General features: G+C 65.8%; 12 protein-coding genes. 5 read left to right on the top strand and 7 right to left on the bottom strand.

Annotation, left to right across the window (positions count from 1 at the left end):
- Positions 1-13 precede the first annotated feature (13 nt).
- From IG178_RS03115 to dgt, 3 genes are all read right to left on the bottom strand, one after another.
- Complete coding sequence (locus tag IG178_RS03115) at positions 14-4606, bottom strand: Ig-like domain-containing protein (protein ID WP_193211045.1); 4593 nt, start codon at positions 4604-4606, stop codon at positions 14-16.
- A gap of 208 nt (positions 4607-4814) precedes the next feature.
- Positions 4815-6926, bottom strand: coding sequence for a RecQ family ATP-dependent DNA helicase (locus IG178_RS03110; protein ID WP_193211044.1), 2112 nt, complete (start codon positions 6924-6926; stop codon positions 4815-4817).
- 71 nt (positions 6927-6997) lie between these two features.
- A complete protein-coding gene (gene dgt / locus IG178_RS03105; protein ID WP_193211043.1) occupies positions 6998-8287 on the bottom strand; it encodes a dGTP triphosphohydrolase in 1290 nt (429 codons plus the stop codon).
- 321 nt (positions 8288-8608) lie between these two features.
- Between dgt and IG178_RS03100 the strand changes: the two genes are divergently transcribed.
- Both IG178_RS03100 and IG178_RS03095 read left to right on the top strand, forming a co-directional pair.
- Entirely contained in the window at positions 8609-10522 is a 1914-nt protein-coding gene (locus tag IG178_RS03100) for a cation:proton antiporter (RefSeq protein WP_193211042.1), read from the top strand.
- A 132-nt stretch (positions 10523-10654) separates the two neighbouring features.
- On the top strand, positions 10655-12343 hold the full coding sequence (locus tag IG178_RS03095; RefSeq protein WP_193211041.1) for a DUF4407 domain-containing protein: 1689 nt from the start codon (positions 10655-10657) through the stop codon (positions 12341-12343).
- A gap of 191 nt (positions 12344-12534) precedes the next feature.
- Here IG178_RS03095 and IG178_RS03090 read toward each other — a convergent pair whose 3' ends face one another.
- Positions 12535-13536 carry an MBL fold metallo-hydrolase gene (locus IG178_RS03090; protein WP_193211040.1) on the bottom strand — a complete coding sequence of 334 codons (1002 nt, stop codon included), beginning with the start codon at positions 13534-13536 and terminating at the stop codon, positions 12535-12537.
- A gap of 212 nt (positions 13537-13748) precedes the next feature.
- Here IG178_RS03090 and IG178_RS03085 point away from each other — a divergent pair, with 212 nt between their 5' ends.
- The 3 genes from IG178_RS03085 to IG178_RS03075 all read left to right on the top strand — a co-directional run bounded on the left by IG178_RS03085 (position 13749) and on the right by IG178_RS03075 (position 16803).
- Entirely contained in the window at positions 13749-14510 is a 762-nt protein-coding gene (locus tag IG178_RS03085) for a methyltransferase domain-containing protein (RefSeq protein ID WP_193211039.1), read from the top strand.
- A gap of 56 nt (positions 14511-14566) precedes the next feature.
- The gene (gene eboE, locus IG178_RS03080) at positions 14567-15700 is read left to right on the top strand and encodes a metabolite traffic protein EboE (protein WP_193211038.1); all 1134 of its coding nucleotides are present in this window, start codon (positions 14567-14569) and stop codon (positions 15698-15700) included.
- Between the two features lie 140 nt (positions 15701-15840).
- Entirely contained in the window at positions 15841-16803 is a 963-nt protein-coding gene (locus IG178_RS03075; RefSeq protein WP_193211037.1) for a UbiA family prenyltransferase, read from the top strand.
- Position 16804: 1 nt separating this feature from the next.
- Here the strand turns inward: IG178_RS03075 and IG178_RS03070 are convergent, their stop codons facing one another.
- The 3 genes from IG178_RS03070 to IG178_RS03060 all read right to left on the bottom strand — a co-directional run.
- Positions 16805-19813, bottom strand: a complete 3009-nt coding sequence (locus IG178_RS03070) for a UvrD-helicase domain-containing protein (protein WP_343225920.1) — start codon at positions 19811-19813, stop codon at positions 16805-16807.
- Positions 19810-22506, bottom strand: coding sequence for a PD-(D/E)XK nuclease family protein (locus IG178_RS03065; protein ID WP_193211035.1), 2697 nt, complete (start codon positions 22504-22506; stop codon positions 19810-19812). The genes IG178_RS03070 and IG178_RS03065 overlap by 4 nt, the downstream gene beginning before the upstream one ends.
- A 63-nt stretch (positions 22507-22569) precedes the next feature.
- Positions 22570-23906, bottom strand: a 1337-nt coding sequence (locus IG178_RS03060; RefSeq protein WP_193211034.1) for a thioredoxin domain-containing protein, incomplete at its 5' end; no start/stop codon positions are given.

Below are 23906 nucleotides of genomic sequence, written 5' to 3'. Positions count from 1 at the left end.
AAGCGGTCGCCGGTCAAGGCGGGGTCATGGTGACCACCACCCGCCCGAACCGAAGCGGTGCCCCGGCCCCGGCGGCATCGGAAATGGTGACCCGTTCCCACTCTTCGCCCAGATCCTCGACCACGGGCGCGCCCGTCGCCGCACCGAAGTCGTCCAAGGTGGCACCGAACTGGGGTTCATAGGTCAAGCCGGCCACGCCTTTTCGCCTGAGGTATTGCAGTGCCAGTTGCGGTCCGCCGGGAGCTTCCGCCGCCATCACCAGCCTGGGCAAGCCAGACCCCGGAAGCACCCCGGGATCGTAGGTCGCCCGATCGGACAGGGAGGGGTCGAGGTTGAACGCAAATTCCAACAGTTTCTCGATCCCATCGTGATCCTCGTCGGCAAGCTGGGAGCCCGCAGAGCCGTCGACCCCGTGGTCGAAGGCCCACTGCTCATAGGGAGTCCGGTAGGACACGAAGACTTCATTCGAAACATGGTTCCCGGCGCCGCCACCGTCGACGGCGGCGTTCTCCGGAAGCGAGAGCTGCACCGTCCCGGCTGCCGGCGCAACCTCGAGGGCGTAGGATGCGCCAGTTCCGGTCAATCCGGTGACCGATCCACCGGTGATCGAGAAATCCTCCGCGGCCAGTCCGGTGACCGGTTCCGAGAATTCGACCGAGATGGTAAAGTTGCCGTTCACGATGCCGGCGGGACCGGTCAGGAAAACCAGCGGCCGGACGCTTTCCAGCTCCAATCGGTCGAGCCGCGTCCCGTCATCCCGGGCATAAACGGTGACCGTGTGCCCCCCGGCCGTGAGGTCCAGGACCACGGGGTCGGCGACATTCCGGTTGTTCAGGTAGTCCCAGACATATCCCGGTCCGACCGGCCCGGTGTCCCAGGTGTTGATCGTGCCCGTCGCCTGATTGCCATCGATTTCCACCCAGAAGGAATCCGACGAATTGTCCGAGGATTGGACTAAACCCCGGACCAGCCATAGGCCGGCCCGCGGGACCACAAAGCTGTACTCCGCCCGCTGCTCGGTTTTCACCGGCAGCTGGTAGTTGTTGCCGTCGGTGCCCTCCGGGAGCCACAGGTATTGACCGTGTGGCGCGGCGGGATCCGTGACCAACACCATTCCCCCTCCCACATAGGACGCCTCGCCGGCGTTGCGCGCGAGGACTTGCTGGAGATACACCGTCGACACCGAGGTGCCCGGGCCCATCGGCAGCCCCGCGCCGTCGACCACGGCCCCCGCCGAGATCGCGACCCCCACCGAACCCTCGGTCAATGGAGTGAGGCTCAACAGGTAACCCACGCCGTCCGGCGTAATCCCATCCAGCGTCGCATTGGTCAGTACGAAATCCGAACTCTCCAGGCCGGACACCGCCTCGCCAAACGAGAGGCTGATCTGGAATGGTCCGGTCACCTGAAGCGGCACCCTGCTGAAGACCGGCACGGGTGGCACCGTGTCAACGAAGTCCACCAGCAGGGTCGACGAGGAACGGCTTCCCATCCCGTCCGAGTTGGCTGCATCCTGCGGCACGCTCACTGACACCTGCGGGGATGCCGGCGAAATCGTAGCAACGTAGTAGTAGCCCTTGCCTCGGAGCGCCGTGACGCTTCCTCCGCTGACCTCGAGATCCCCGGCATCGAAATCGCCGACCTCCATGTCGAACACCACCGTGACGTCGAATGTACCTGGCACCGTCTCCGCCGGCCCCGCGATCTGACACCTCGCCTTGCGCTGCCCCACGTCGCCGTCGAAACGCTGCAAATCCCCGCCGTTCGGCCAGGTTCCGGCATCCATCAAGGTCCAATTCAGACCGTCCACACTTCGATGCACCTCATACCCGGCGATCCGGCCGTTCTGGTTCCCCTGCCGTGGCGTGTAAACATAGCCCCCGACACTCCTCGTCGATCCCAGGTCGATCGTGAGATGGTGGGGCGGCGGCGGTTCGAAGGCACCCCATTCAGTATGCCAGAAGGTATCGGGATTGCCGTCGATGGCCCGCGTTGCCGGTGCCACTTCGTCCACCGTCTCCTCGCTGTCTACGTCGTCGACCGAGATCTCTGAAATCGGGATCGCCGATCCATTGCCGTCCAGCACCGTGAATTCCCCGACCGATGTCCAGGCGTTGCCGTTGACTTCGCTCAGCGCCGTCAACCGCACGTAGCGGGCATCCGGCGACGCCGTGGTCTGGAATTCCTCTTCGGTCAGGCTGTTCAGGTATTCCTGCAGCAGGTCCACGGCCTTTTGGTCGATCAAGTTCTTTGCCAGCGGCGGCATCGCGGCACCGTTGCCCACGTTGTTCATGCGGACGTGCAACGCCGACAGGTCCGGGTCGCCCGGCTTCAGGTAACGACCATCGGGCCCGAGGCTGAAATGTCCCTGAATGATCCCGTTGATCAGGCCCTGCACGTTGAGCGCGGTTCCCAACCGTGCGTCGAAGTAGTCCACCGGGCCGCCGGGCCGGTGGCAATGGGAACAGTTGGAATCCAGGTAGGATCGCACGCGATGCTCGATGGGCGCGGACTCATCATCGATCGGCCGCGCCTCGATGAAGTCGAGGATCTCCTGAGACGTCAGGTCCCGATCGAACATGCCAAGCTGGTTGAACGTCACCAACTGGTTCGCGTCCCGGCCAGTCTCGTCGTAGTGGAAGCTGCGGTTCAAGGAATAGGTGCGCACACCCAGGGCCTGCCCGGCCGCACTGTTATGACAGAGCAGGCAGTCCGCCCGCGACGGGAAATCCCAATGCCGCATCTCGGTGCTGCCATCTTCGAAGGTGAATTCAAAATCTTCGACGTCACCGGAGGTCAGCAACTCGGCGTCGGTGCCGGCGGCATTCCAGCGGTAGGTCAGCCCGTATTTTCCTCCCCCTTCGGTGCAAACCAGGAAACGGGTTTCCAAGCGCCGCACCTGCGACGGATCCTGCTCGTTGGGGTGCACCTCGAAGTGCTTCACCAGAACGGTCCCTGCCGGGAACAACCAGTTCCCCGATTCACTGAAAACGATTTTCTCCGCCGCGCTGTCATGAACCCCGTCGTTCGGCAGGATGATCCAGCGTTGCTTGGCCGCAGCATCCGACCAGAGGGGATTCCCCACGTTGTAAGGGATCACCCCGGGTGCGACCGCCAGGGCGGACAGGTCGGTGAACACCCCGGTTTCCGAGAGGAACTGCGGCGGCTCGGCAGAGATCCCCTGGGTTGTCAGCTTCCGGATCGTCCCGCCGGCCTGGTTGGTTCCGTTGACATCCATCAGGTAAACCTCACCGGCACTGTCGGTGCAGAAGTTCGCCAGACCCGCCTTGTTGCCCGTGTGGAAGCCGGCGACGATCTCTTCGACCACCGGGGCGCCACCACCGGCATCCAAGGTCGCCGTCCAGATCCGCCCCCGGACGTGATCACCGAAGAGGAGCTTGCCGCCCAGCTGCCCCGCCCATTTCGAGCCACGGTAGCGCATGCCGCCGATGATGCAGGTCCCGATGCTACGATTGTAGTCGTAGCCGGGCGGCTCCTCGGTGCCGATCGCGGGAACCGCGGGCGCCCCCGGACCGCCGATCGTTCCTTCCATGTAGCCCCACTGGGCATTGCTGCCTTTGGGGGCCCGGGTCATCTCCTCGCGAGACCCTTCTCCGACATCCCCGATCCAGATCTCCCCGCTTACCGAGTCGTAGTGCATCGTGTGGGGACTGCGAAGGCCCAGCGAGTGGTACTCCTCGAGGACCGATCCCCCTTCGTCGAGCCAGGGGTTGTCATTGGGGATCCCGTAACCCTGCGTGTAACTCTCCGGCCAACCGGCCGGCTTGTTGGTCGGGCTCTGCGGCTGGCGCCGGATCGCGTGCGAACGGGAGTTCGGATCGGAGGGATCGAAGTCCACGTCAATCTTGAACACCCCGCTGAAAAGCCCCCAGTCAAGCCGCTGCGTCCGGCTCAGTGCCCCGTCGGGTCCGTTCAGGCCGCCGCCTTCGCCGCTGTCCCCGCCATCGCCGCAGTTGATGTAGAGGTAGCCCTCCTCATCGAAGAACATCGCCCCACCGTTGTGCCAGCGACAGCGGTCATACTGGTTCATCAGGACGTACTCGCTGTCGGGATCGATCGTTCCCGATGCGGTCTGCCAATTGAACCGCGAGACCCGCCAGAACGAGTGATTCGAGTCGGCTCCCGCAAGGGCCGGTTTGTGATTGTAGCAAACGTAGACGTATTTCTCGGCCTCCGCCGCCGTCTCAAATCCCGGATGGAAGACCAGGCTGTAGAAACCCTGGTCCTCGGAGGACTGGGTCTTCGCTTCCCACTCCAGGACCTTCACGACCTCGCCCTGGGTCACGGCCGGATCGTTCTCGAAGCGCCAGAGTTGCCCGTTCTTTCCCACCAACAGGAGATCGTTGGTTCCGGGGACCTCCGTCAGCCAGAGGGGATCCACGAAAGTCAGGTTCGGGAAGGCGTTCTCGGTATCCCAGCCGGAAGCGGAACCCGGAGCGGAAACCGGGAAGGTACCATTGAAAAAAGGCGCCACCGCGTGCGGGGTGTCCAGGCCGCCGACCTGGGCCGGCAGACAAGAAATGCCTGCTGAAAACAGGCACGCCGCGGCGAACAGGGGGAAGCGGATTGCACGGGGACTGAACATGGGTTTTTCAGCGTACATGAACCTCTGGGTAGTCAATCGATCGGGACATCTCAACCGGAATTCAGATTCCCCCCCAACCGGGGAGGCCGGCCTGCGACGCCCGTCAGCTTTGAGCGCAGTCTGAAAATTGAGCCCTAGGATCTTTTTTCAAGACCTTTAATGTTACATCACGCCACCATCGACCCGCAAAGGGCGGGGTCCACACCGGCTAGCGGAAGTCCTTCAACACCTCGAGGAACGCCGGCAGATAGCGCTGCGCCTTGGCCTCGCCGATGCCCGGCACCGCCAGGCCCTCGGCGATGGTCGCCGGGCGGTAGCGGGCCAGGGCCTCGAGGGTCTTGTTGCTGAAAATCACATAGGGCGGCACCTGTTCGCGCTGCGCGAGATTCGCCCGGAGGTCCCGGAGCGCGGCGTAAACCCCGCCATCGAACCCCTGGTCCTGCAGTCCCTCCACGATCCCCGCGTTGCCCGTCGCCGATGGCCAGGCAAGACGGTACTTCCCCTTCCCCCGCATCACCTTGTCGCCCTTCTCGGTCAGCGTGAGCAGGGGGTATTCGCCGGACTCCACCCTCAACAAGCCGACCTCGCCCATCGCCCGCATCAGCGAGTTGACGTAACCGGTCCCCTGGGTCTTGAGCAGGCCGTAGGTCGTGAGCTGGTCGAGCCCGCTGGAAAGGATCTCCTGCGACCGGCTCCCGCACAGCATCTGGACGATCTTGCCGCGCCCGAACTTCCCTTCCCATCCGCCGGCGGTGCGCCGCGACATCCGGGCGATCCCGCTGAGGGCCTTGCGCACGGTGAGATCCTCCTCCGCCGTCGGTTCACGGCGATCGTTGCCGCCGCTATCCCGGCAGACGTCGCAGTTGCCGCAGGCATCGGCATCCTTCTCCCCGAAGTATTCGAGGATCCATTGCTGCCGGCAGGCCCGGGCGTAGCACATTTCGACCATCGACTTGAGCTTGTCGCGGTCGCGGCGATCCTTCTCCTCCAGCGCGGCCTCGTCGATCTCCAGCGCGCTCGCGAAGACATCCGGACGCTTTAGCCGGGTCCCGCGCTGGCGCTTGCCGGGAATGTCGAATCGCTCGATGTAGCCGGACCGCGCCAAGGAAGCGAGCGCGCTGCTCACCGACATCGAGTTCTTTACCCCCGCGCCTTCGGCGATGTCATCGATGCTGCGATGGATCTCGTATTCCTTGTCCGCCTGGTTGAGGAGGTACTGGTAAACCTCCCGGATCGTGTGTGCGCCCGGATTGGCACCGTCGATGAAGAACTCCTGGGTCCGGGTATCGGCATAGTTGAAGAGCAGTTCGCAATGCGCCGCCTCGCCGTCCCGCCCGGCTCGTCCGGCCTCCTGGTAGTAGGCCTCGATGCTGCCCGGGATCTCGAAGTGGATGACAAAACGGACGTCGGAGCGGTCGATGCCCATCCCGAACGCGTTGGTCGCCACCGCGATGTCGGCCTTCTTCTCAAGGAAGATGTCCTGAGCCTTCGCGCGGTCGACGTCGCTCATCCCGCCGTGGTAGGCGATCGCCTTCATCCGCCAGGCGGCCAGGGTCTCGGCCACCTCCTCGACCTTCTTGCGCGTCGCACAGTAAATGATGCCGGTCTTGTTCGCGGTGACGATGTCGCGGATACGATCGTACTTCTGCTGCTTCTTTTCCACCGGGGTGATCGCCAGCGAAAGGTTCGGCCGGGAGAAACCGCTGATCACCTCGAAGGGTTCGCGCAAGCGCAGCACGTCGAGGATATCCTGGCGCACCACCGGCGTGGCGGTGGCGGTGAGCGCGACGCACTGCGGCCGGCCGATCTTGTCGAGCGCCTTGCCGAGCCGCATGTAGTCCGGCCGGAAGTCGTGTCCCCACTGGCTGAGGCAGTGCGCTTCATCGACCGCGAACAGCGAAACCTCCACGCCCTTGAGAGCGCTCAGGAACGACTCGGCGCGGAAGCGCTCGGGCGCCACGTAGACAAGCTTCCACTGCCCGGACCGCATGCCGTCCAGGCGCTCCTTCTGCTCCTCCCAGGAAACCGAGGAGTTGATCAGGGTCGCCGGGATGCCCTTGGCCACCAGGGCGTCCACCTGATCCTTCATCAGGGCGATCAGCGGCGAAACCACCAGCGTGACCCCCTTGAAACAAAGGGCCGGCAGCTGGTAGCACAGCGACTTTCCCCCGCCGGTCGGCATCACCACCAGCCCGTCGCGGCCGCTGGTGATCTGCTCGACCACCCGGTCCTGCCCGTCGAGGAAGCCGCCGTGCCCGAAATGCTTCTTGAGCGCATCGAGCGGCGTCTGGGTCAGGACTTTGGAGGGCGCGGCGGGCATCAACTCTGTTCAGATGAACGGATTCACCACCAACGGTCAAGCCGGCGCCCGGAAGAAGTGCCATCGCCCGTTCACCCGATCAAATCCCCGATCGAGCCGAAGTCCGGTGTGAACAGGCGCTTGTACATCCGCGCCGCGTAGCCGTCGGTCATGCCGGCCAGGAAGTCGCAGATCAGCCGCGCCTTGTCCTCCGGACCGGCGGCCTGGGCAATCTCGTCGGCCGCGTCGTCGGGCAGGAGCTGGAATTTCTGGCCGTCGATGTTGTCGCTGGTGACGTAGCGCGTCTCGAGGATCTTCCACAGGCCGTGCAACAGATAATTGCCCTTGTGCTCCAGTTGCTTGAGCTGCGGCGCCAGGAACACCACCTCGTAGGCCAGGCGCTTGAAGATCTTCGACTCCGCCTTGAAGACGGGATCGACCACCAGCTTGTAGCGATAGCGGTTGCTGGTGCCGCTGAGGAAATTCACGTCGGACGCCAGCGAGGTGGCCTTGATGTATTTGCCGATCCGCGCGCCGACGAAGGGATCGACGCGGCGCTTGCGGATCGACCCGATCAACTCCCCGAGCGGAGTCCCCTCGCCGGTGGTTTCGCCGCGTTTTTCGGCCCACGCCTCGATCCGTTCGATCCGCAGGAAACCGGCGCGCACGCTGTCGGCCAGGTCATTGAGCGAGTAGGCCGTGTCGTCGGCCCAGTCCATGATCTGGCACTCGATCGACTTGAAGCCGTCGCGGGTGTCGCCCGGCGGCAGCTCGGCCGGGAAGTCGTTTCCGCCCATCGCCCAGTCGAGCCAACCGTGCTGGAAGTCGTAGAGGAAATGGTTCTCCGGCGCTTCCCCGTCAGCGTGCTTCCGCTCGCTCCACAGCGACTTGTACTTCAGCACCGCATCGAGGAAGGCGCGGGTCGGATCCATGCCGGTGCGCCGGGCGGAGAAGATCCGCTCGGTCAGCAGCCGCAGCGTCTGGGCATTCCCTTCGAAGCCGCCGTAGGGCGCCATCAAGTGGTTGAGCGTGCGCTCGCCAGCATGGCCGAAGGGCGGGTGGCCGAGGTCGTGCGAAAGGCAGGCCGCCTCGACCAGGTCGGGATCGATGAAAAAGTCGTCGCTGAGGGTCTCATCGATCGATTTCAGCCAGTGGCAAATCGACCGTCCGATCTGTGCCACCTCCAGCGAATGGGTCAGGCGGGTCCGGTAGAAATCGTATTCCCCGCTCCAGAACACCTGCGTCTTGTTCTGCAGGCGGCGGAAGGCGGGCGTGTGCAGCACCCGGTCGCGGTCGATCTGGAAGGCCGTGCGGAAATCCCCGGCGTCGGACTTGCCGGAGAAGCGCTCGGTGTCGAAGGCGCCATAGAAGCGATTGGGCATCGCCAGTGTGCTAACGGCGGGCAGCGGCGATGGCGAGCGGGAAGGCGACCCCGGGAGCGCCGGATTCATCCGGCTTGGACGGATGGCCTGTGGCCGCTCCGTTCCATCCGCTGCCGCGCCTCCCCAACCGACGGTGAATTTCACCTACCCCGGCAAGCCATCGTTGAACCCGTGGGAGCGGGCGGATCCCCCCCCCCCAACCACCGTCCAAGCCGACTGAAGTCGGCGCTCCCGGCTTGCGGCCGATTCTCCCCGCCCGCTCCGAAATCATGCGGATTTTTCCATCGTCCGGCGCGCGACCTGCGGCTGAAATGCCCCCGCATGCCCGACTTTCTCCTCCTTGCCGAGACCGCCCACAAGATGTCTCCCTTGGTCTATCTGACCCTGATCCTCGCCCTCGGCGTCGGAGCTCAATGGCTGGCGTGGAAATTCAAGCTGCCCTCGATCCTTCTCCTGCTCGCCTTCGGATTCGCCTTCGGGCAGTTCGCGGACGTCCGGATCGATGACTTCCTCGCGGAGGGCGACGGCCACAACAGCCCGCTGCTCTCGGTGGTCGGTTTGTTCGTCGCCATCATCCTCTTCGAAGGCGGCCTGACGCTGAAATTCGCCGAGTTGAAGGAATCCGGACTGCCGATCCTACGGCTCTGTACCCTGACCGTGGCGCTGTCGTTCGGCCTGACCACCGTCTTCATGGCCAAGGTGCTGGGCTACGACATCCGCATCGCGGCGCTGATCGGCTCGATTCTCACTGTCACCGGCCCGACCGTCATCGCGCCCTTGCTGCGGCACGTGAATCCCACCCGCAAGATGGCCTCCATCGTGAAATGGGAGGGCATCGTGGTCGACCCGATCGGAGCCATCCTCGGCGTGCTGGTGTTCAAGGTCGCCATGGCCCCCAACCTCGACGCCGCCCAGTCGGACACCCTGAAGGCGATCGGCATCATGATCGTCGTCGGCGTGCTCGGAGCGCTGCTGGTGGCGAAGGGCGTCGAACAGCTCCTCAAGCACCACCTGGTCCCCGACTACCTGCAGCCGGTCTTCCTGCTCGCGGTGGTGGCCGTCGCCTTCACCGGCTCGAACCAGATCGAGAAGGAGGCCGGCCTGCTCACGGTGACGGTCCTCGGCATCGCCCTCGCCAACCAGAAGTCGGTCTCGGTCCGCCACATTCTCGAGTTCAAGGAGAACCTCCGCACCTTGATCATTTCCTCGCTGTTCCTCGTCCTCTCCGGCCGGATCGCACCGCTGACATTGATGGACTCGCTGCAAAAAGGACTGCTGCTCCTCGCGTTCCTGATTGTGGTCGGTCGCCCGCTGTCGGTTTTCCTCGGCCTGATCGGGTCCAAGAAGACCACGCTGAAGGAACGCACCTTCCTCGCCGCTCTCGCACCGCGCGGGATCGTCGCCGCGGCGGTTACCTCGATCTTCGCGCTGGAGTTCGAACAAGCCGCCACTTCCGGCCGCTTCGGCGAGTCGCTCTCGCCCGCCATCGCCGCGCAGTCACGGGAACTCGTGCCACTGGTTTTCCTGGTGATCATCGGGACCGTCAGCATCTACGGCCTGACCGCCACCCCCTTGGCCCGCCGGCTCGGCCTGGCGGCAAAAGACGCCACCGGCATCCTGTTCGCCGGTGCCGACCCCTGGGCCCGCGCCGCGGCGAAAATCCTCCATGAAGACGGTCACCGGGTGATGCTGCTCGACACCAACTACCCGAACATCTCCGCGGCCAAGATGCTCGGGCTGGAGGCCCATCGCGCGAACATCCTGTCGGAGTTCGCCGAGGAGGAGCTCGACTTCAACGGCCTCGGCCACCTGATCGCCGGCACCCCGAACGACGAGGTGAACTCGATCGCCGCGTTCCGCTTCATCCACCAGTTCGGCCGCTCCGGCGTCTGGCAGCTCAAGCCCGTCGACCGCAGGGACCACAACGGCAATGGCGGCAAGGGCCACCACCGCAAGGCCGCCGCCGAGGACCTGCGCAGCCGCATTTGTTTCGCCGGCGGACCCGACCATCATGCGATGGCCGACCGCATCGCCGCCGGCCATGAGATGAAGAAATCCCAGATCACCGAGGTCTTCGACTTCGCCCAGTTCCAGGCAGCCAATCCCGATGCCCTGGTGATGTTCCTCGCCGACGCCAAGGGACTCCGCCCCGCACCCGTCGACCTCGCCAAGGTCGCTGCCGGCACCACCCTCTACCTCCTCGCTCCGCCGGTGGAGGTCACCGCACCGGCATGAGGCGATGACATCGGTGGGAAAATACTTCCCCCGCATGAGAAATCGCTCAGGTCCCGTGCGTTTTCATGACCGGAATCGCCAGCAGCCTCGCTTTCCGGTGAATTCCCCGCTTTCATCCTGCACTTCATCGCCATGAACCGGTCCAATCCCTTCAAGCGCCTCTTCTTCTGGCTGTCCGGCGCCGGCACCGAAACCCTCGAGCAGTGCCCGAACTGGGAGCAGCGCAAGTACGTCGCCTTCGGAGCGACCGTGCTGGTCCCCTGCGCATTCGCCTTCATCGCCTGCGCCTATGCCCTCTCGACGCTGACCGACAACCCGCGCGTCATCTACCCGGTCGCCGCGGTGTGGGCCTTCATCATCCTCACCATCGACCGCGCACTGCTCGCCGGCTACCGGCCCTTCCTGTCGTGGTGGCGCAAGATGATGCAGTTCTCGCTGCGCCTGGTCGTCGCCGTCCTGATGGGCCTGACCATCGCCCACCCGCTGGTCCTGCTGCTCTTCCGCGACACCATCCAGACCGTGGTCGAGGAGGAGCGATCGGTGGAAGTCAGCCAGGAGCGCGGCAAGTTCGCCGTCGCGAAGGACAAGGTCCGCGGGGAAATCACCCAGCTTGAGGAGGCCATCGCCGTCCAGCGCGAGAAGTGGAACGAGACCTTCCAGGCGAAGTTCATCATCCAGGAAAAGGAAGACGCGACCGCCGCCATTCCCGGCCTGACCTCCGAACAGCAGGCGGAACTGAAGGCCGCCACCGACGAGGCGACCGCGCCGTTCCGGCTGCGTCTCGATGCCGTCAACCAGCAGTCGGATGAACTTTCCCCGCAGTACGCCAAGCTCCAGACCGAGCTCGGCTTCTGGCAAGCCGAGTTCGAGCGCGAGCTCAACGGCCAGCGCTCAGGCCTCCGTGGCGAAGGCCCGCGGGCGAGGTCGATCCGCTCCGACCAGCTCGAACCCCGCCGCGAGGAGTCCAAGCGGCTCGGATCCCTCCTCGAACACCTCAGTGCCGAGAAGGCAACGCTCCAGACCCAGGTCCGCGAGGCGGAGAAAGGCGCGATCGCTTCGTTTGAAACCCGCCTCGCCGAAATCGAGGCTGCCAACAAAGCCGAGGAAGAACGCGTCGCCGCGCTGAAACGACAGGTCGAGGAAAGCCAAGCCACGTCCTTTGTCACCCAGCAGGACGCCTTGCGCGACACCATCAAGCAACAGATCGACACCCGCCTCGAGGAACTCGACCGCGCGCAGAACGAGCTCGCCGCCGTCGCCACCGAGGAACGCGAGCGCATCGACGCGATCCGGGCCGAGCCGCGCAAGGACATCCTCACCCAGACCCTCGCCCTCCATGGCTTGTTCAAGGCCGGCAGCGAAGGCGGCCAGTTCGCGCTCGCCACTTACATCGTCCTCACCCTGCTGTTCATGCTGGTCGACACCATTCCGCTGATTGTGAAGTTCTTCACCAAGCCGGGTCCCTACGACACCCTGCTCGACCGGGACGAGATCAGCTTCGACGGCGAGCACCGCGCCTTCCGCAGCAGCCATCAGCGCTACATGGACCGCCTGGCCGCCGGCAACCTGATCGCGGTGACCCGCAACAAGCGGCTGGAGAACGCCCTGATCGACGGCGTCGAGCACAGCCGCGCGGCCCAGGAATTCCTCGATTCACTGATCGAGATGGAGAAGTCCTTCGCGGAGAAGATGCGTATCGAGCAGGAAGCCGCCTTCCACGGTGGCCCGGAAAAGCTCGCCGCGCTGGAGTCGATCAAGCAGCGCTTCTACCAGGACATGCAGCACCGCATGGAGGTCTTCTTCGCCAGCCAGCACGCCTAGCCCCCTGACCGCGGCGCAGCCGCCCTTGGACTGCTGCGATCCTTCGCCGCTCTCCGGATGGATGCTCAGGCGGTTCGTTCGAAGACCCTGGAGCCATCTTCTCGCTTCGCCGCTGCCCAAAGATAGAAGCCCGCCCCAAAGCTGCGAAAAATCGCAGCAGTCCAAGGCCCTCCGGCGATCATCAGGCGACCTCACCCGATACCCCATCCGTCCGGAAAGCGCGTCGCCGGGAATACCTCCCGCGCTTCCGCGAGCAATGCCCGCCAGTCCTCCCGCAAATAACGGCTGGAGACGTGGAACAGCACCAGGTCCCTCGCCCCGATCCACTTCGCGAGGGCCGCGCCTTGCACCGAGGTCATGTGGAAATTCTTCCGCGCGAGGTCGATGTCCGCCGCCCGGTATTGCGACTCGCACACCACCGATTCACAGCCGCCCAACCACTCCGCCAGCTGCTCGATCCAGCCCTCGTCCATCAGGAAGTCGGTCAGGTAGGCCACCGACTCGCCCGGCGTCGCCACCATCAAGGCGTCCCGCAGCTCGTCCGCCCGGAATTCCCCGATCCGCTCGTCGTCGGGCATGGCGTCGGGATCCTTCAGGCGCTTCAGCCACGGCCCGGGATTGAGACCCATCGCCGCCAGCCGGCCGGAATCGATGTTCCAGCGGGTGGTCTCCGTCACCTTGTAGGCCATCGACGGCGTCCCGTGGTCCATCGCCATCGCCTCGACGGTGTAATCCTCGTGCTCGAGCACCAGCCGGCCGCCCCGCACCAGCGCCGGCTCCTCATGAGCGATCTCGAATGCTTCGGGCAAGAGGTAGCGCCAGGTCCGGACTCCGGTCTCCCCGATGTCCGACACATGCCACACCGCCCCCAGGTTCTCATGCAGGTTCCACAGGTAACTGCGGAAGCGGTGCTGCAGGATCCGCGCGCTGCCCGGCGGCCCCCAGAGGTGGTTCTCGCGGCTCTCGCGGTTGAAATTCGCACGGAAAAACCCGTCGAACCCAGCCACGTGATCCATGTGGAAGTGCGAGAAGAACAGGTGGTCGATCGATTGCACCTCATGGGTCTCAAGCTCCTGCAAGCACCCCTCGCCGCAGTCGAACAACAGCCGCTGGATGCCCTGGCCGCTGTCGACTTCGACAAACAGCGCATTGTCCCGCCCCGCTCCGCCAAGCACCCTGAACCGGATCGCCATCGCCGAAGCAAGGGTCGCGTCCCGGGACTGTCAAGGGTGCCGCGTCCGCCCGCCGGCGCTACCTCATTTTGGAGGGCTGAAAGCGGTAGGCTTGAACCCCCTCGGCCGACCGGAGGCGGTCGTCACTACCCGCGCTGCCGCGCGATTCCCTGAAGCCAAGCGGATCCAAAATGAAGTGGCCCTCGCCCGCCGGCCCGTTCCAAGCTCCCCCCGTGAGCGCCTACACGTCCCTTGAAGCCCGGCTGCACGACGCCTTCTGGGCGGACGAAGGCGAGCCCGCCGAACTCGCGCTGATGGCGGAAGTGTTGCGCGACCATCCCGGACCAGCACTGGAAGTCGGCAGCGGCTCCGGCCGCCTGTTGCTGCCCCTGTTGCAGAAGGGTCACGAGGTCGAGGGACTGGAGCTCTCCGCCGAAATGCTCGCCATGTGCCGCGAGTCCGCGTCGGCACTGGGGCTCGATCCCGTGCTTTACGAAGCGGACATGCTCACCTTTGAACCCGGCAAAACCTACGCTGCCCTGCTCCTGCCGGCCTTCACCCTCCAGCTCGCGCCGGATCCCGCCGCGGCCCTGGAACACTTCCACCGCCTCCTCCGGCCCGGAGGCGTGATCTATCTCAGCGTCTTCATCCCGCTCGCCGAACTCCACGGCGAGTTGCCGGAAGGCGAGTGGTACGACGACCACCGGACCCGCCTGCCCGACGGCCGTTCCGCGGCGGTCGAAACCCGCCACCGCCTCGACCGCAAGTCCCGGATCCTCGACCGGGAACACCGCTACTCCCTGTTCGACGCCGGTGGCGGGTTGCTGGACGAGCACACGTCCCGCCAGACGCTCCGCTGGTTCACCCCGCGCCAACTCCGCGGGCTGCTCGCCAAGGCAGGCTTCAAGCCGCTCCACGCGGTTGCCGATTTCGATGCGGAAATCCCGGTCGACGACGAAGCCCAGATCATCACCGTCGTTGCCTGCCGCGACTGAGCCCTAACGATTCCAGATTCGACAATCCCCGGTCGTCGGCCGAGATTCCCCCCGCCATGCGTTTTCCCCACGGCCATCTCGCCTACTGCACCAACATCCATCCCGCCGAGGACTGGCCGAGCACCTTCCGGGCGCTCGACACGCATGCGATGAAGGTCCGCCACCTCGTCGCCCCCTACGAAGCCTACGCCATCGGCCTGCGACTGTCCGCCAAGGCGGCGACCGAACTCCTCCGCGGCGATGAACTGGCGAAATTCAAGGACTGGCTCGCCGCCAAGAACGCCTACGTTTTCACCATCAACGGCTTTCCCTACGGCGACTTCCACGGCACCCGGGTCAAGCGCAACGTCTTCCGCCCCGACTGGAGCGATCCCGCCCGCCTCGAATACACCAAGGAGCTGTTCACCATCGTCTCCGAGCTCGTCCCGGAAGGCATCGACGGCTCGGTCTCCACGCTCCCCGGATCCTTCAAGGAGTTCGAGGCCGACGAGTCGCTGATCCGCGAGAACCTGATCGAGCTCGCCGGCTTCGTCGATGCCCTCAGCGACATCTCCGGCCGCGATCTCCACCTCGGGCTCGAGCCCGAACCCCGCGGCCACTTCGAGAACACCGAGGAAACCCTGCGCTTCTTCGACCGCCTGCTCGGCGACGCCGGGGACCACGAAATGATCAAGCGGCGGATCGGCATCAACTACGACTGCTGCCACTTCGCCCTCCAGTATGAGGAAGCCCGCGACTCCCTCAACGCCTTGCGCGGGGAAGGACTGCGGATTTCCAAGATCCACCTCTCGTCCGCCCTCGCCCTCGACCCCCGTGTCCCGCATGCCGTCGACGCGCTGCGCAAGTTCGACGAGCCGACCTACCTCCACCAGGTCCTCGCCCGTCACCCCGACGGCCGCATCGAGCGCTTCACCGACCTGCCGGACGGCATCGCCTCGCTCGATACCCCCGACGGCCGCGACGCCGAGCAATGGCGCGTCCATTTCCACATCCCGCTCGACGCCGCCCCGGCCGAACCGCTCCGCAGCACCCGCCAGCACTCGCGCGACGCCTTGGAACTGGCGAAGGAAGTCCCCGGGCTCTGCTCGCATTGGGAGATCGAGACCTACACCTGGGGCGTGCTGCCGCAGGACATGCAGCGTCCGGTCGAGGAACAGATCGCCGCGGAATACCGCTGGGTGCTGAAGTAGCGCAACTTTGCAAGTTGCGTACGGGCACTGCCTCGTCTCGCCCTGCGCGCCGAAACTTCCCGAACCCGCCGCCCCCGCCCGCAACGTGGAACGTTGCGCTACGTCTTGCCGCCCTCTCAAGCCGCCACTAGAACCCCGTCGTGACCCGCACCCGCTCCCTCCTCGCCACCCTGCGCATCGCCAACGCGCCGAGCGTGGTGAGCAACGTGTGCCTCGGAGTGTTCGTAGGTGCTACCCTGTTTAATTTGGTTGTCCCAGAAGTCCCGGGCCATCTCTTCGTCGCCCCGGTCATAGCAGGGCTGCTGCTCTACTTTGCCGGCAACCTTGCAAACGATTGGTACGACCGGAACTGGGACGAGTCCCGTCGTCCGGAGCGAGCTTTGCCGTCGGGGACTTTTCGACCTGCAACTTACCTCGTTGCAGCGGCCGCGACTGCGTCCGCAGGCATTGCAGTGGCCTTCTTCGCGTCGATCGCATGCGGGATCATCGCCCTGCTCATCCTTTCTTCGATCATCGTTTATACACGGATCCACAAACAGACGATCTGGTCGGTAGTTCCCATGGGTCTCTGCCGGGCCGGATTGTACTTCCTCGGCGTCTTTTCGGATTGGAACCACTATGAGCTCGCTGAGCTGTTCTGGCGGAATCCCAAGAGCGCTCTGATTCTCTTTGGGATCGTGGCAACACTTGCCAGCGGACTATTCGCCTACATCGCCGGTCTTTCGCTTTCCGCACGCTATGAAAGCATGCCGGATCCACCACGCGGCCCGAAGATCATTGCCCGCACCCTGCTGTGGTTTCCGCTCCTGGCCATGCCTTGCCTTCTTTTCCCCCTGCAGCCGACGATCGCTTGGACGGGAATGATACCCTTCACGATTTGGCTTGTTGTGAGCCTCACCGTCTACCGCAGACCCACATCTGCCCTCGTCTCGGCATTGCTTGCCGGAATCCCTTTGGTCGATGCAATCCTTCTCCTACCCGTTGGACTAGAGTTCCACAAGCTATCATTCGGGGATCAAGGTTTCTACTACGCAATGATTGCCATCCCCTTCATCGCGTTCTTCGCCGGCCGTCTGCTGCAACGGGTCGCCCCCGCGACTTGAGCTACACCTCCACCCACGCTCGCAGCTTGGTCGACAGCAGCAGGCACTTCACCGGGACGTCGCCGAAGGCACCCGTCATCAACTCCCGGTAGGCCTGCATCTGGCCGACATATCGCCCGGCCAGTTGGTCGGCCGATTCCACCGCGTCGGTCTTGAAATCGATCACCTCGATGCGCTCGACCTGACCCGCTTCATCGCGGAAAAGGTGCAGGCGATCAATCACACCGCTGAGCCAGGTCTTCCCGGCCACCGATTCCACCGGCTGCTCGCGGAACAAGTCGACCCTGCGTCCGCCACGCTCGAACACCGCCCGGATCTCGGATATTTCCAGTAGTTCCGCGATCAATGCCCCGCCGGCGCCCGCGGCGGCTTCGAACGGTTCTTCATCGACCCACGACAGTCTCTCGAACCCTTCGTGCACCTCGGCACCGAAGGCCATGCCCGACGCCGAGGCGACACCCGCCGGAGCTTCCTTCTTCGCGCCCGATGGCGTCACGCGATCCCGCAACGGGAAACCGGCAGCCAGGGCGGGAACCGAATCCTTCACCGGGACCTCCCGATGCCCGACCTCCCGCCACCACGCCGGATCGCCCGACTGGAAAATGACCGGTCCATCCTGACTTCCGGAACGCGAGATCCAATTCGCCATCGACGCCCATTCGTCCGCGTCCTTGCGGCTCTTCGGCACTTCGGGCAGCAACACATAGAGGCCCCGCTTCGCCCGGGTCAGCGCCACGTAGAGCACACACATCGCCTCATAGCGCTGGTCATCGGCCCAGGCATTTTCCGCCTCGCCAATCACCGGCACCAGGCTCCGCACCCACGCCGGTGGCGGCTCAAGCAACCATGGCTCCCCGTTCACGCGCCCGCGGGCCACGTTGAAATCCCCGTGATTTGGCACCTGCGTGTCCTCGATCTCGGGCAGCACCACCACGTCGAAGCCGAGCCCCTTCGACTTGTGGACCGTCAGCACCTGCACGGCCGCCGCGCCGGGGCTTTGCGGGATTTCCAGATCGGCCAGCCATCGCGCCGCCTCGCGGGGCGTCCCGGCACCCGCCGCATCGAACTCGGCCAGGGCCCCGATCACATCCCCCACCCGCCGTTGCGCGAAGGTGGAAAGTTCGTCCCACAACGGCTCGATCCACTGTTCCACCGCTGTCGCGAAACCGTGTTCGATGGCATCCTTCAGGGAGCCTTCCCACACCTCGTACCAAGCGGTGCCATAGATCGATTCCAAAACCGGCTGCAACGGCGACATCGCCACCACCTGCCGGGCGAAGGCGTCCGCCGGATCGGCCAGCCACCGCACCAGATGCAGCAGGGCAACCCCGGGGGCATTGTCGGCGACCGGCTGCCGGCGGCCCTCCTCGATCACGTCGAAGCCGTGCTCCCGCAGCAAGGATGCGGTGGCGCGCACCTGCGCGTTGGTCCGCACCAGCACCCCGCAGGTGAGGTTCCGCCCGCCGATCCCGATCTCCCGCAAAAGCTCCACCAGCCGCTCGTCGCGGTCGTCCTTCGCGACCACCTCGACCCGGGACTCGCCCGTGAGCTGAGGCTTCGCCGAGACGTGGTCCTCCCACGGCCAGCGCCGTGCCATTTCAGCGCCGAAGAGCTCCCGGATCGTCGCCACGTCGCCGCATACCGCATTCACCAGCTCCAGCACCGCCGGGCACGATCGCCACGACTCCGGCATGGTCCTCAGCTTGAGGTGATCGTTGGCCCCGTAGCGCCGCTCGACCTCGTCGAACAAGCTAACGTCGCCGCCGCGCCAACCATAGATCGCCTGCTTGCGGTCGCCGACCACGAACAGCGACCCGTCCTCGCGGCTCGCCGCTTCGTCCAACAAGGGCACGATGCCGTTCCACTCCGCCCGGCTGGTATCCTGGAACTCGTCGAGCAACCAATGGTCGTAGCGGGCGTCGAGCCGGAAATCCACCGCCTCGCGCCGCAGCCTCGATTCCTCGTCCCGCGTCCAGCGCCCCATCAACTGCTTGACGTCGTCGAAGCCCAGCAGGCCCTTCCGGCGCAAGCGCCGCTCGCATTCCCCGTCCAGCCCGGCGACCAGCTCCGCCACCGCCCGGGTCCGTGCAACCGCCGCCGCCAGCTCGCAGCCGGCCAGCAGGCGGAAGACTTCCCGCCACAGGTCCGAGGTCCTGGCGGAAAACCGGTGGGGCTTGTTGCGGAACTTCACCTCGATTTCGCCCTCCCCGGGCACCGCCTCGAGCAGGCGGTCGAACAACACGCCGACCTTCGCGATCCTCCCGCTACCGACGGTGTGGAGCTCGAACTGGTCCACCAGTTTCGCCGCCGGGTCGGGCAGCTCCCCTTGCCTGAGCGTGTTGAGCAGCCCCCTTTTGCCTTCCTCCCAGGCATCGACCTCCGGCAAGCCGCCGAAGACCGCCTCCGCGCCCCAGCTTTCCAGCGGGATGCCCGACTTCCACCAGCCGTGCCATTGCCCCAGAAACTGCTCCACGTCCCTCAGCACGCCCTGCCCTTCCTTGCCCAGCGTCGCCCGGCGGAAGGCCTGCAGGAATTCCTCCGCGCCGCCGTGCTCGAGAGCCGTTCCCAGGATCTCGGTCAGGATGTCCGCCATCGCCGCCTCGAGCCGGGGTCCCTCGATCAATTCGAAGGTCCCGCCGGTCAGGCCCAGCTCATACTGGAAACCTCGTACGATCTTCGCGAAAAACCCGTCCATCGTGCCGAGCTGGAATGCCGGCAAGGCCCGCACCACCCGCCACAGCACCGGCGGCACCTCGAAAGTCGCGCCGACCTGGCGGCACAGGGCCGCGGCAGCCGCGGGATCGGCCGCGCAGGACGCCAGCTTCGAGAGCACCGAGTCGGCGAATTCGCCCGCCGCCTTGCGGGTGAAGGTGAGCGCGACGATCCGCGCAGGGTCGACCTCGCGGGCCCCGATCAGGCCGATCACCCGGTTGCCGAGCTGGAAGGTCTTTCCCGATCCCGCCGAAGCGAGGATCATGAGGTTTTTGGAAAGGATCCCCGGCTCGCTCACGCGGCACCTCCTTCCCAGGCCACCGTCTCGCCGAGGGTCCTGCCCAAGGCCAGCACCTCGTAATCGTCGTAGGTCGCCTTGTCCGCCGGCGGCCAGAAGACTCGGTCCCGGACCTTGCCGATGACCCAGCGGGCGCAGCCGGCAGCCGACTCCCGGTCGGCGGGGCAAAACCCGTCCCAAAGGGAGATCTTCACGTCGCCCTCGGTCGCGCCCAAGGCGAAGTACCCGAGTTCATCGACATCGCCGAGGGCCACCGAATAGAGTGCCAGCTGCAGGTTCTTCCAGCGCTTCGCCTTGCCGTCCGGAGAAGTGCACAGGACTTCGGCCACGTTCTCGAGATGGACGGGCAAGCGGGTCGCGGCGTTGACGGCCGTCCGATGGGCGCTTTCGACGACGGCTGCCGCCGCGGTCGTCTTGTAGTCCAGTACCCGCCGGCGGCCGTCGTCATGGCGCTCGATGCGATCCACCCGCCCGACCAGCGTCACCCCGTCGATCTCGATCTCGAATTTCTTTTCCACCTCCGCAATCCGCCAGCCGGAGGCCCGCTCGGCCGCCTGCACTTTCGAAAACCAGGACAAGCGCTGGCGCATCGACTCACGCTGGATGCGCACGGCGAGAGGCACCTTGGCGCCGAACCGCTCCGCCAACACCCGGTCCAGCTCCTGGTGAACCCAGGCTTCGATGGCTTCCGTCTTCGAGTAGTCGCGGGCCTCGGCATCGAGCGCCCAGCGCTCCACCACGACGTGGGCGACGTTGCCGAAATCGCGGGCATTCCATTCGACCCGCTCCGGATCGGGCGCGCTCATCCCGGCGACGTGCTTGAGGTAAAAGCGGAAAGGACAGGCCAGATAGTCGGCGAACGACGTGACCCCGATTCGCAACTCCTTCCCGACCATCCGCGGCCGCCATTTCCAGGCATCGTCCAAGGTCCACGCCAGCGACGAGTCCGGCGGTTCGACCTCGCGGAACAAGAGGCCGACCCGTGCCGGCAAATCCTCCTCGCCCGCCGCCAGCAACAGCCTCGACGGCAGCAGCACGTCACCGCCCGCGCCGGCCTTTGCCAACAGAAGGTCGACCCGGCCGTCGTGACGACGGGCCGCGGTCATCGCGGTGAGCAGATAAGCATCCCGCGCCGCCCGCGTGCCGTCATGGGACAGGCCTAACAGCTTCCGCGTGCCCTCCGGCAGCCACGCGTCGGTGCTGGCCCGCGACGGCACCAAGCCCTCGTTCATCCCGCACACCACGAGGTGCCGGCCGGGTTCATGGAAAAGCTCCAGCCATCCCTGCACGTCGAGCACCCGGTCGTCCGGAGCTCCGGCCACCGGCTCGGGCGCGGTGCCGCGAAGGAGGTCGATCCAAAACCCCGGATCGCGCCGGACTTCGCCGGCGACACCGGACGTCGTATCGAGCCAGCCGAGAATCCCAGTACTTCGCTCACCTTCCGGATCGATCATCGACAGCAGCCGCCGCATTCCCGCATGGAAACCTTCACCCAAGAACGTCGTCCGGCGTTTCTCCAGCGCGGCCAGGGTGGCCTCCGCCAGTTCCACCCCTTCGGGCTGGCGTCGCTCCAACGGCGCGATCCGCTGCAGGTCCTCCCGCCCGCGGGCGAGCCATTGGTCGCGCGCCGTTGACAAGGCGGCGACCCGCTGGGCGCGCCGCCCGCCGACAAGAACACCGCTTTCCGGAAACCCTAACAGATCGATCGCCGCCGCCGCTCCCGGCTGCGCCACGAACTGCCGCCAGGCTCCCAGCCAAGCCAGCAGCGGCGCGGAAGGCACATGCGAGGGATCGTGGAGTTTCCAACCCGCCCGCCCGAACGCCCGCACCAGCTCACCGGCGGTCGCCTCGTCCGCGGATCCCAGCGCGAGCGAATCGGACGGAGTGCCGGCCCGGGCCACCCGTTGCAAGGCCTCGGCCGCCTGCGAGCGCGGGTCGGCAGCCAGCACCACATCGCCCGGCTCCGGCCATTCGATCACCCGGCTGTGCCACGCCTCCACCGGCTGCCCCAGCGCATCGAAGCCGGCTTCTTCTCCTGCCGGAGCGCCGATCAGCACGGTGACCGGCACCGTGGATTGGCCGAGAACATTCCGGACCGCGCCCGGCAAATCGGCGACACCGGCCAGCACGATCCTTTGGACGCCCGGGGCGACCTGAAAGCCGCCTTGGGCCAGCAGGCGGCTGCGACTCTTGTAACCCCAGGCAGCGAGCCGCCTCTCAACCCGCCCCTCCAGGCCGGAGAGAGCCTGCCAGCGCTCGGCCTCGACGGTCTTCGAAAGCCACCTGGCGGCATCACCGAGGGTCAGGGCATTCTCCTGCAAACTCATCCGAACCCCGGCCAGCGACTTCGCCAGCCCCATCGCCCAACCCGCTGCCTCGCCTTCTCCCGGTGGCACCGGAAAGGCCGCCGTGTAGGGCTCCCAATCACGGGTCGACTCCAGGGTCTCGATCCATGCCAGCAGCTCGATCGCGTCGGACGCCGCCTCGCCGGTATCCAGGAAATGGCCGGGCGTCACCACTTTCGGAGCCAGCAGCGCGCCCGTGGACTCCGCCAGGGCCTCGCGCAGGCGACGCCCCGCCTGGGCGGTCGGCACCACCACCAGCATCGCCGGCATCGCGTCGCGCCGTTCTAACAGCCATTCGACGGCCAAGCCCAGGAACGGCCGGTCCCAGCCGAGGAATTCACACTCCATCATCCACCCCTCTCTAGCCCCCGCCCGGCAACGCGCGGAAGCAAAAGTTTTGCCCGGCGAGCCCTACAACTTGCCGACGATCTCCCGCCACCCTGCCTCCGTCGTGACCGGGGGCAGGCACACCTGCCCCGCACAGACCACCACGTCGCCATCGCCCTCCGACCGGGTCCACACCGCTCGCGGGAGCCATGTCTCCCGCAACGCCGCGGCAAACCCCGGCTCGCCCCGCACCTCGATCTTCACCACGCCGCGCTGATGCAGGTCCAGCGCCGCGATCAAAACGGGAACTGCAAAAGGCCGCGTCTCGATCGCCTTCGCTCCCGCCCTCAGGATCACCTCGGCCCGCTTGGCGTAGGCCGGTTCGTCCAGCAGGGTCGCCAGTTGCAGGAGGTTCACCGCCGCGACGTGGTTCGCCGCCGGTTCCGCACCATCGTAATCCTCGCGGATAGCCAGCAGTTCCTCGCCACCCAACTCGGTCCGGACGACATAGCCGGAGCGACTCTCCTCCCAATGAAGCCGGTCGAGCGCCGACTGCAACCCGGCCGCCCAATCGAGCCACGCCGCCTCGCCGGTCGCGCCGTGCATTTCGATCAGCCCGCAAATCAGGCACGCGTAGTCCGCCGCGAATCCCGGGGCCGCCCCGCGCTTGCCCCGGTAGCTGCGCCACAACTTCTCCCCGTCCCACAGTTCGCGCCGGATGAAATCGAGGGCGGTCGCCGCGGCCCCGGTCAAATCCGGCCGCTCCAACACCCGTCCGCCGCGAGCCAGGGCGGCGATCATCAGGCCGTTCCACGAGGTGATGATCTTGTCGTCGCGATGCGGCATCGGCCGATTTTTCCGCGCTTCCAACAGCACCGAGCAGGCGCCGGCGAGCAGGCGCCGGACCGCCTCCTCGGACAGGTCGAACTGTTCCGCCAAGGACGGAATCCCCGCCGCCTGATAGAGGGTGTTCATGCCGACCAGCTCCTCGTGGGGATCGCTCTCCGGGCGGGCATTGCCATCCTGCTCGATCCCGTAGGCGGCGCAGAAAACCGCCGCGGTCCGGGAGTCGAGCAGGCGGTAGATCTCCCCTGCTTCCCAAACCCAGAACGCCCCTTCCTTTTTCTCCGGAGCCCCCGCTTCCGGCAGGCTGTCGGCATCCTCCGCCGCATGGAAGGCCCCGCAAGGATCGAGAAGTTCTCCGAGCACATAGCCGAAGATGTCCTCCGCGACCTCCCGGTCCCTGGCATCCCCCGCCGCTTGCCACGCCTCCAGGTAGAGAAGTGCCAGCTGCGCCTGGTCGTAGAGCATCTTCTCGTAGTGGGGAACGTGCCAGTAGCGGTCCACCGAGTAGCGGTGGAAGCCACCGCCGAGATGATCGTGCATGCCCCCGGCCGCCATCGCCCTCAAGGTCCGGCTGG

Origin of the sequence: Neoluteolibacter marinus (genome assembly GCF_014904755.1) — a bacterium.
Taxonomy (GTDB): domain Bacteria; phylum Verrucomicrobiota; class Verrucomicrobiia; order Verrucomicrobiales; family Akkermansiaceae; genus Haloferula; species Haloferula marina.
Note: the sequence above shows the minus strand (reverse complement) of the source record. Positions and strands in the feature narration are given on the sequence as shown.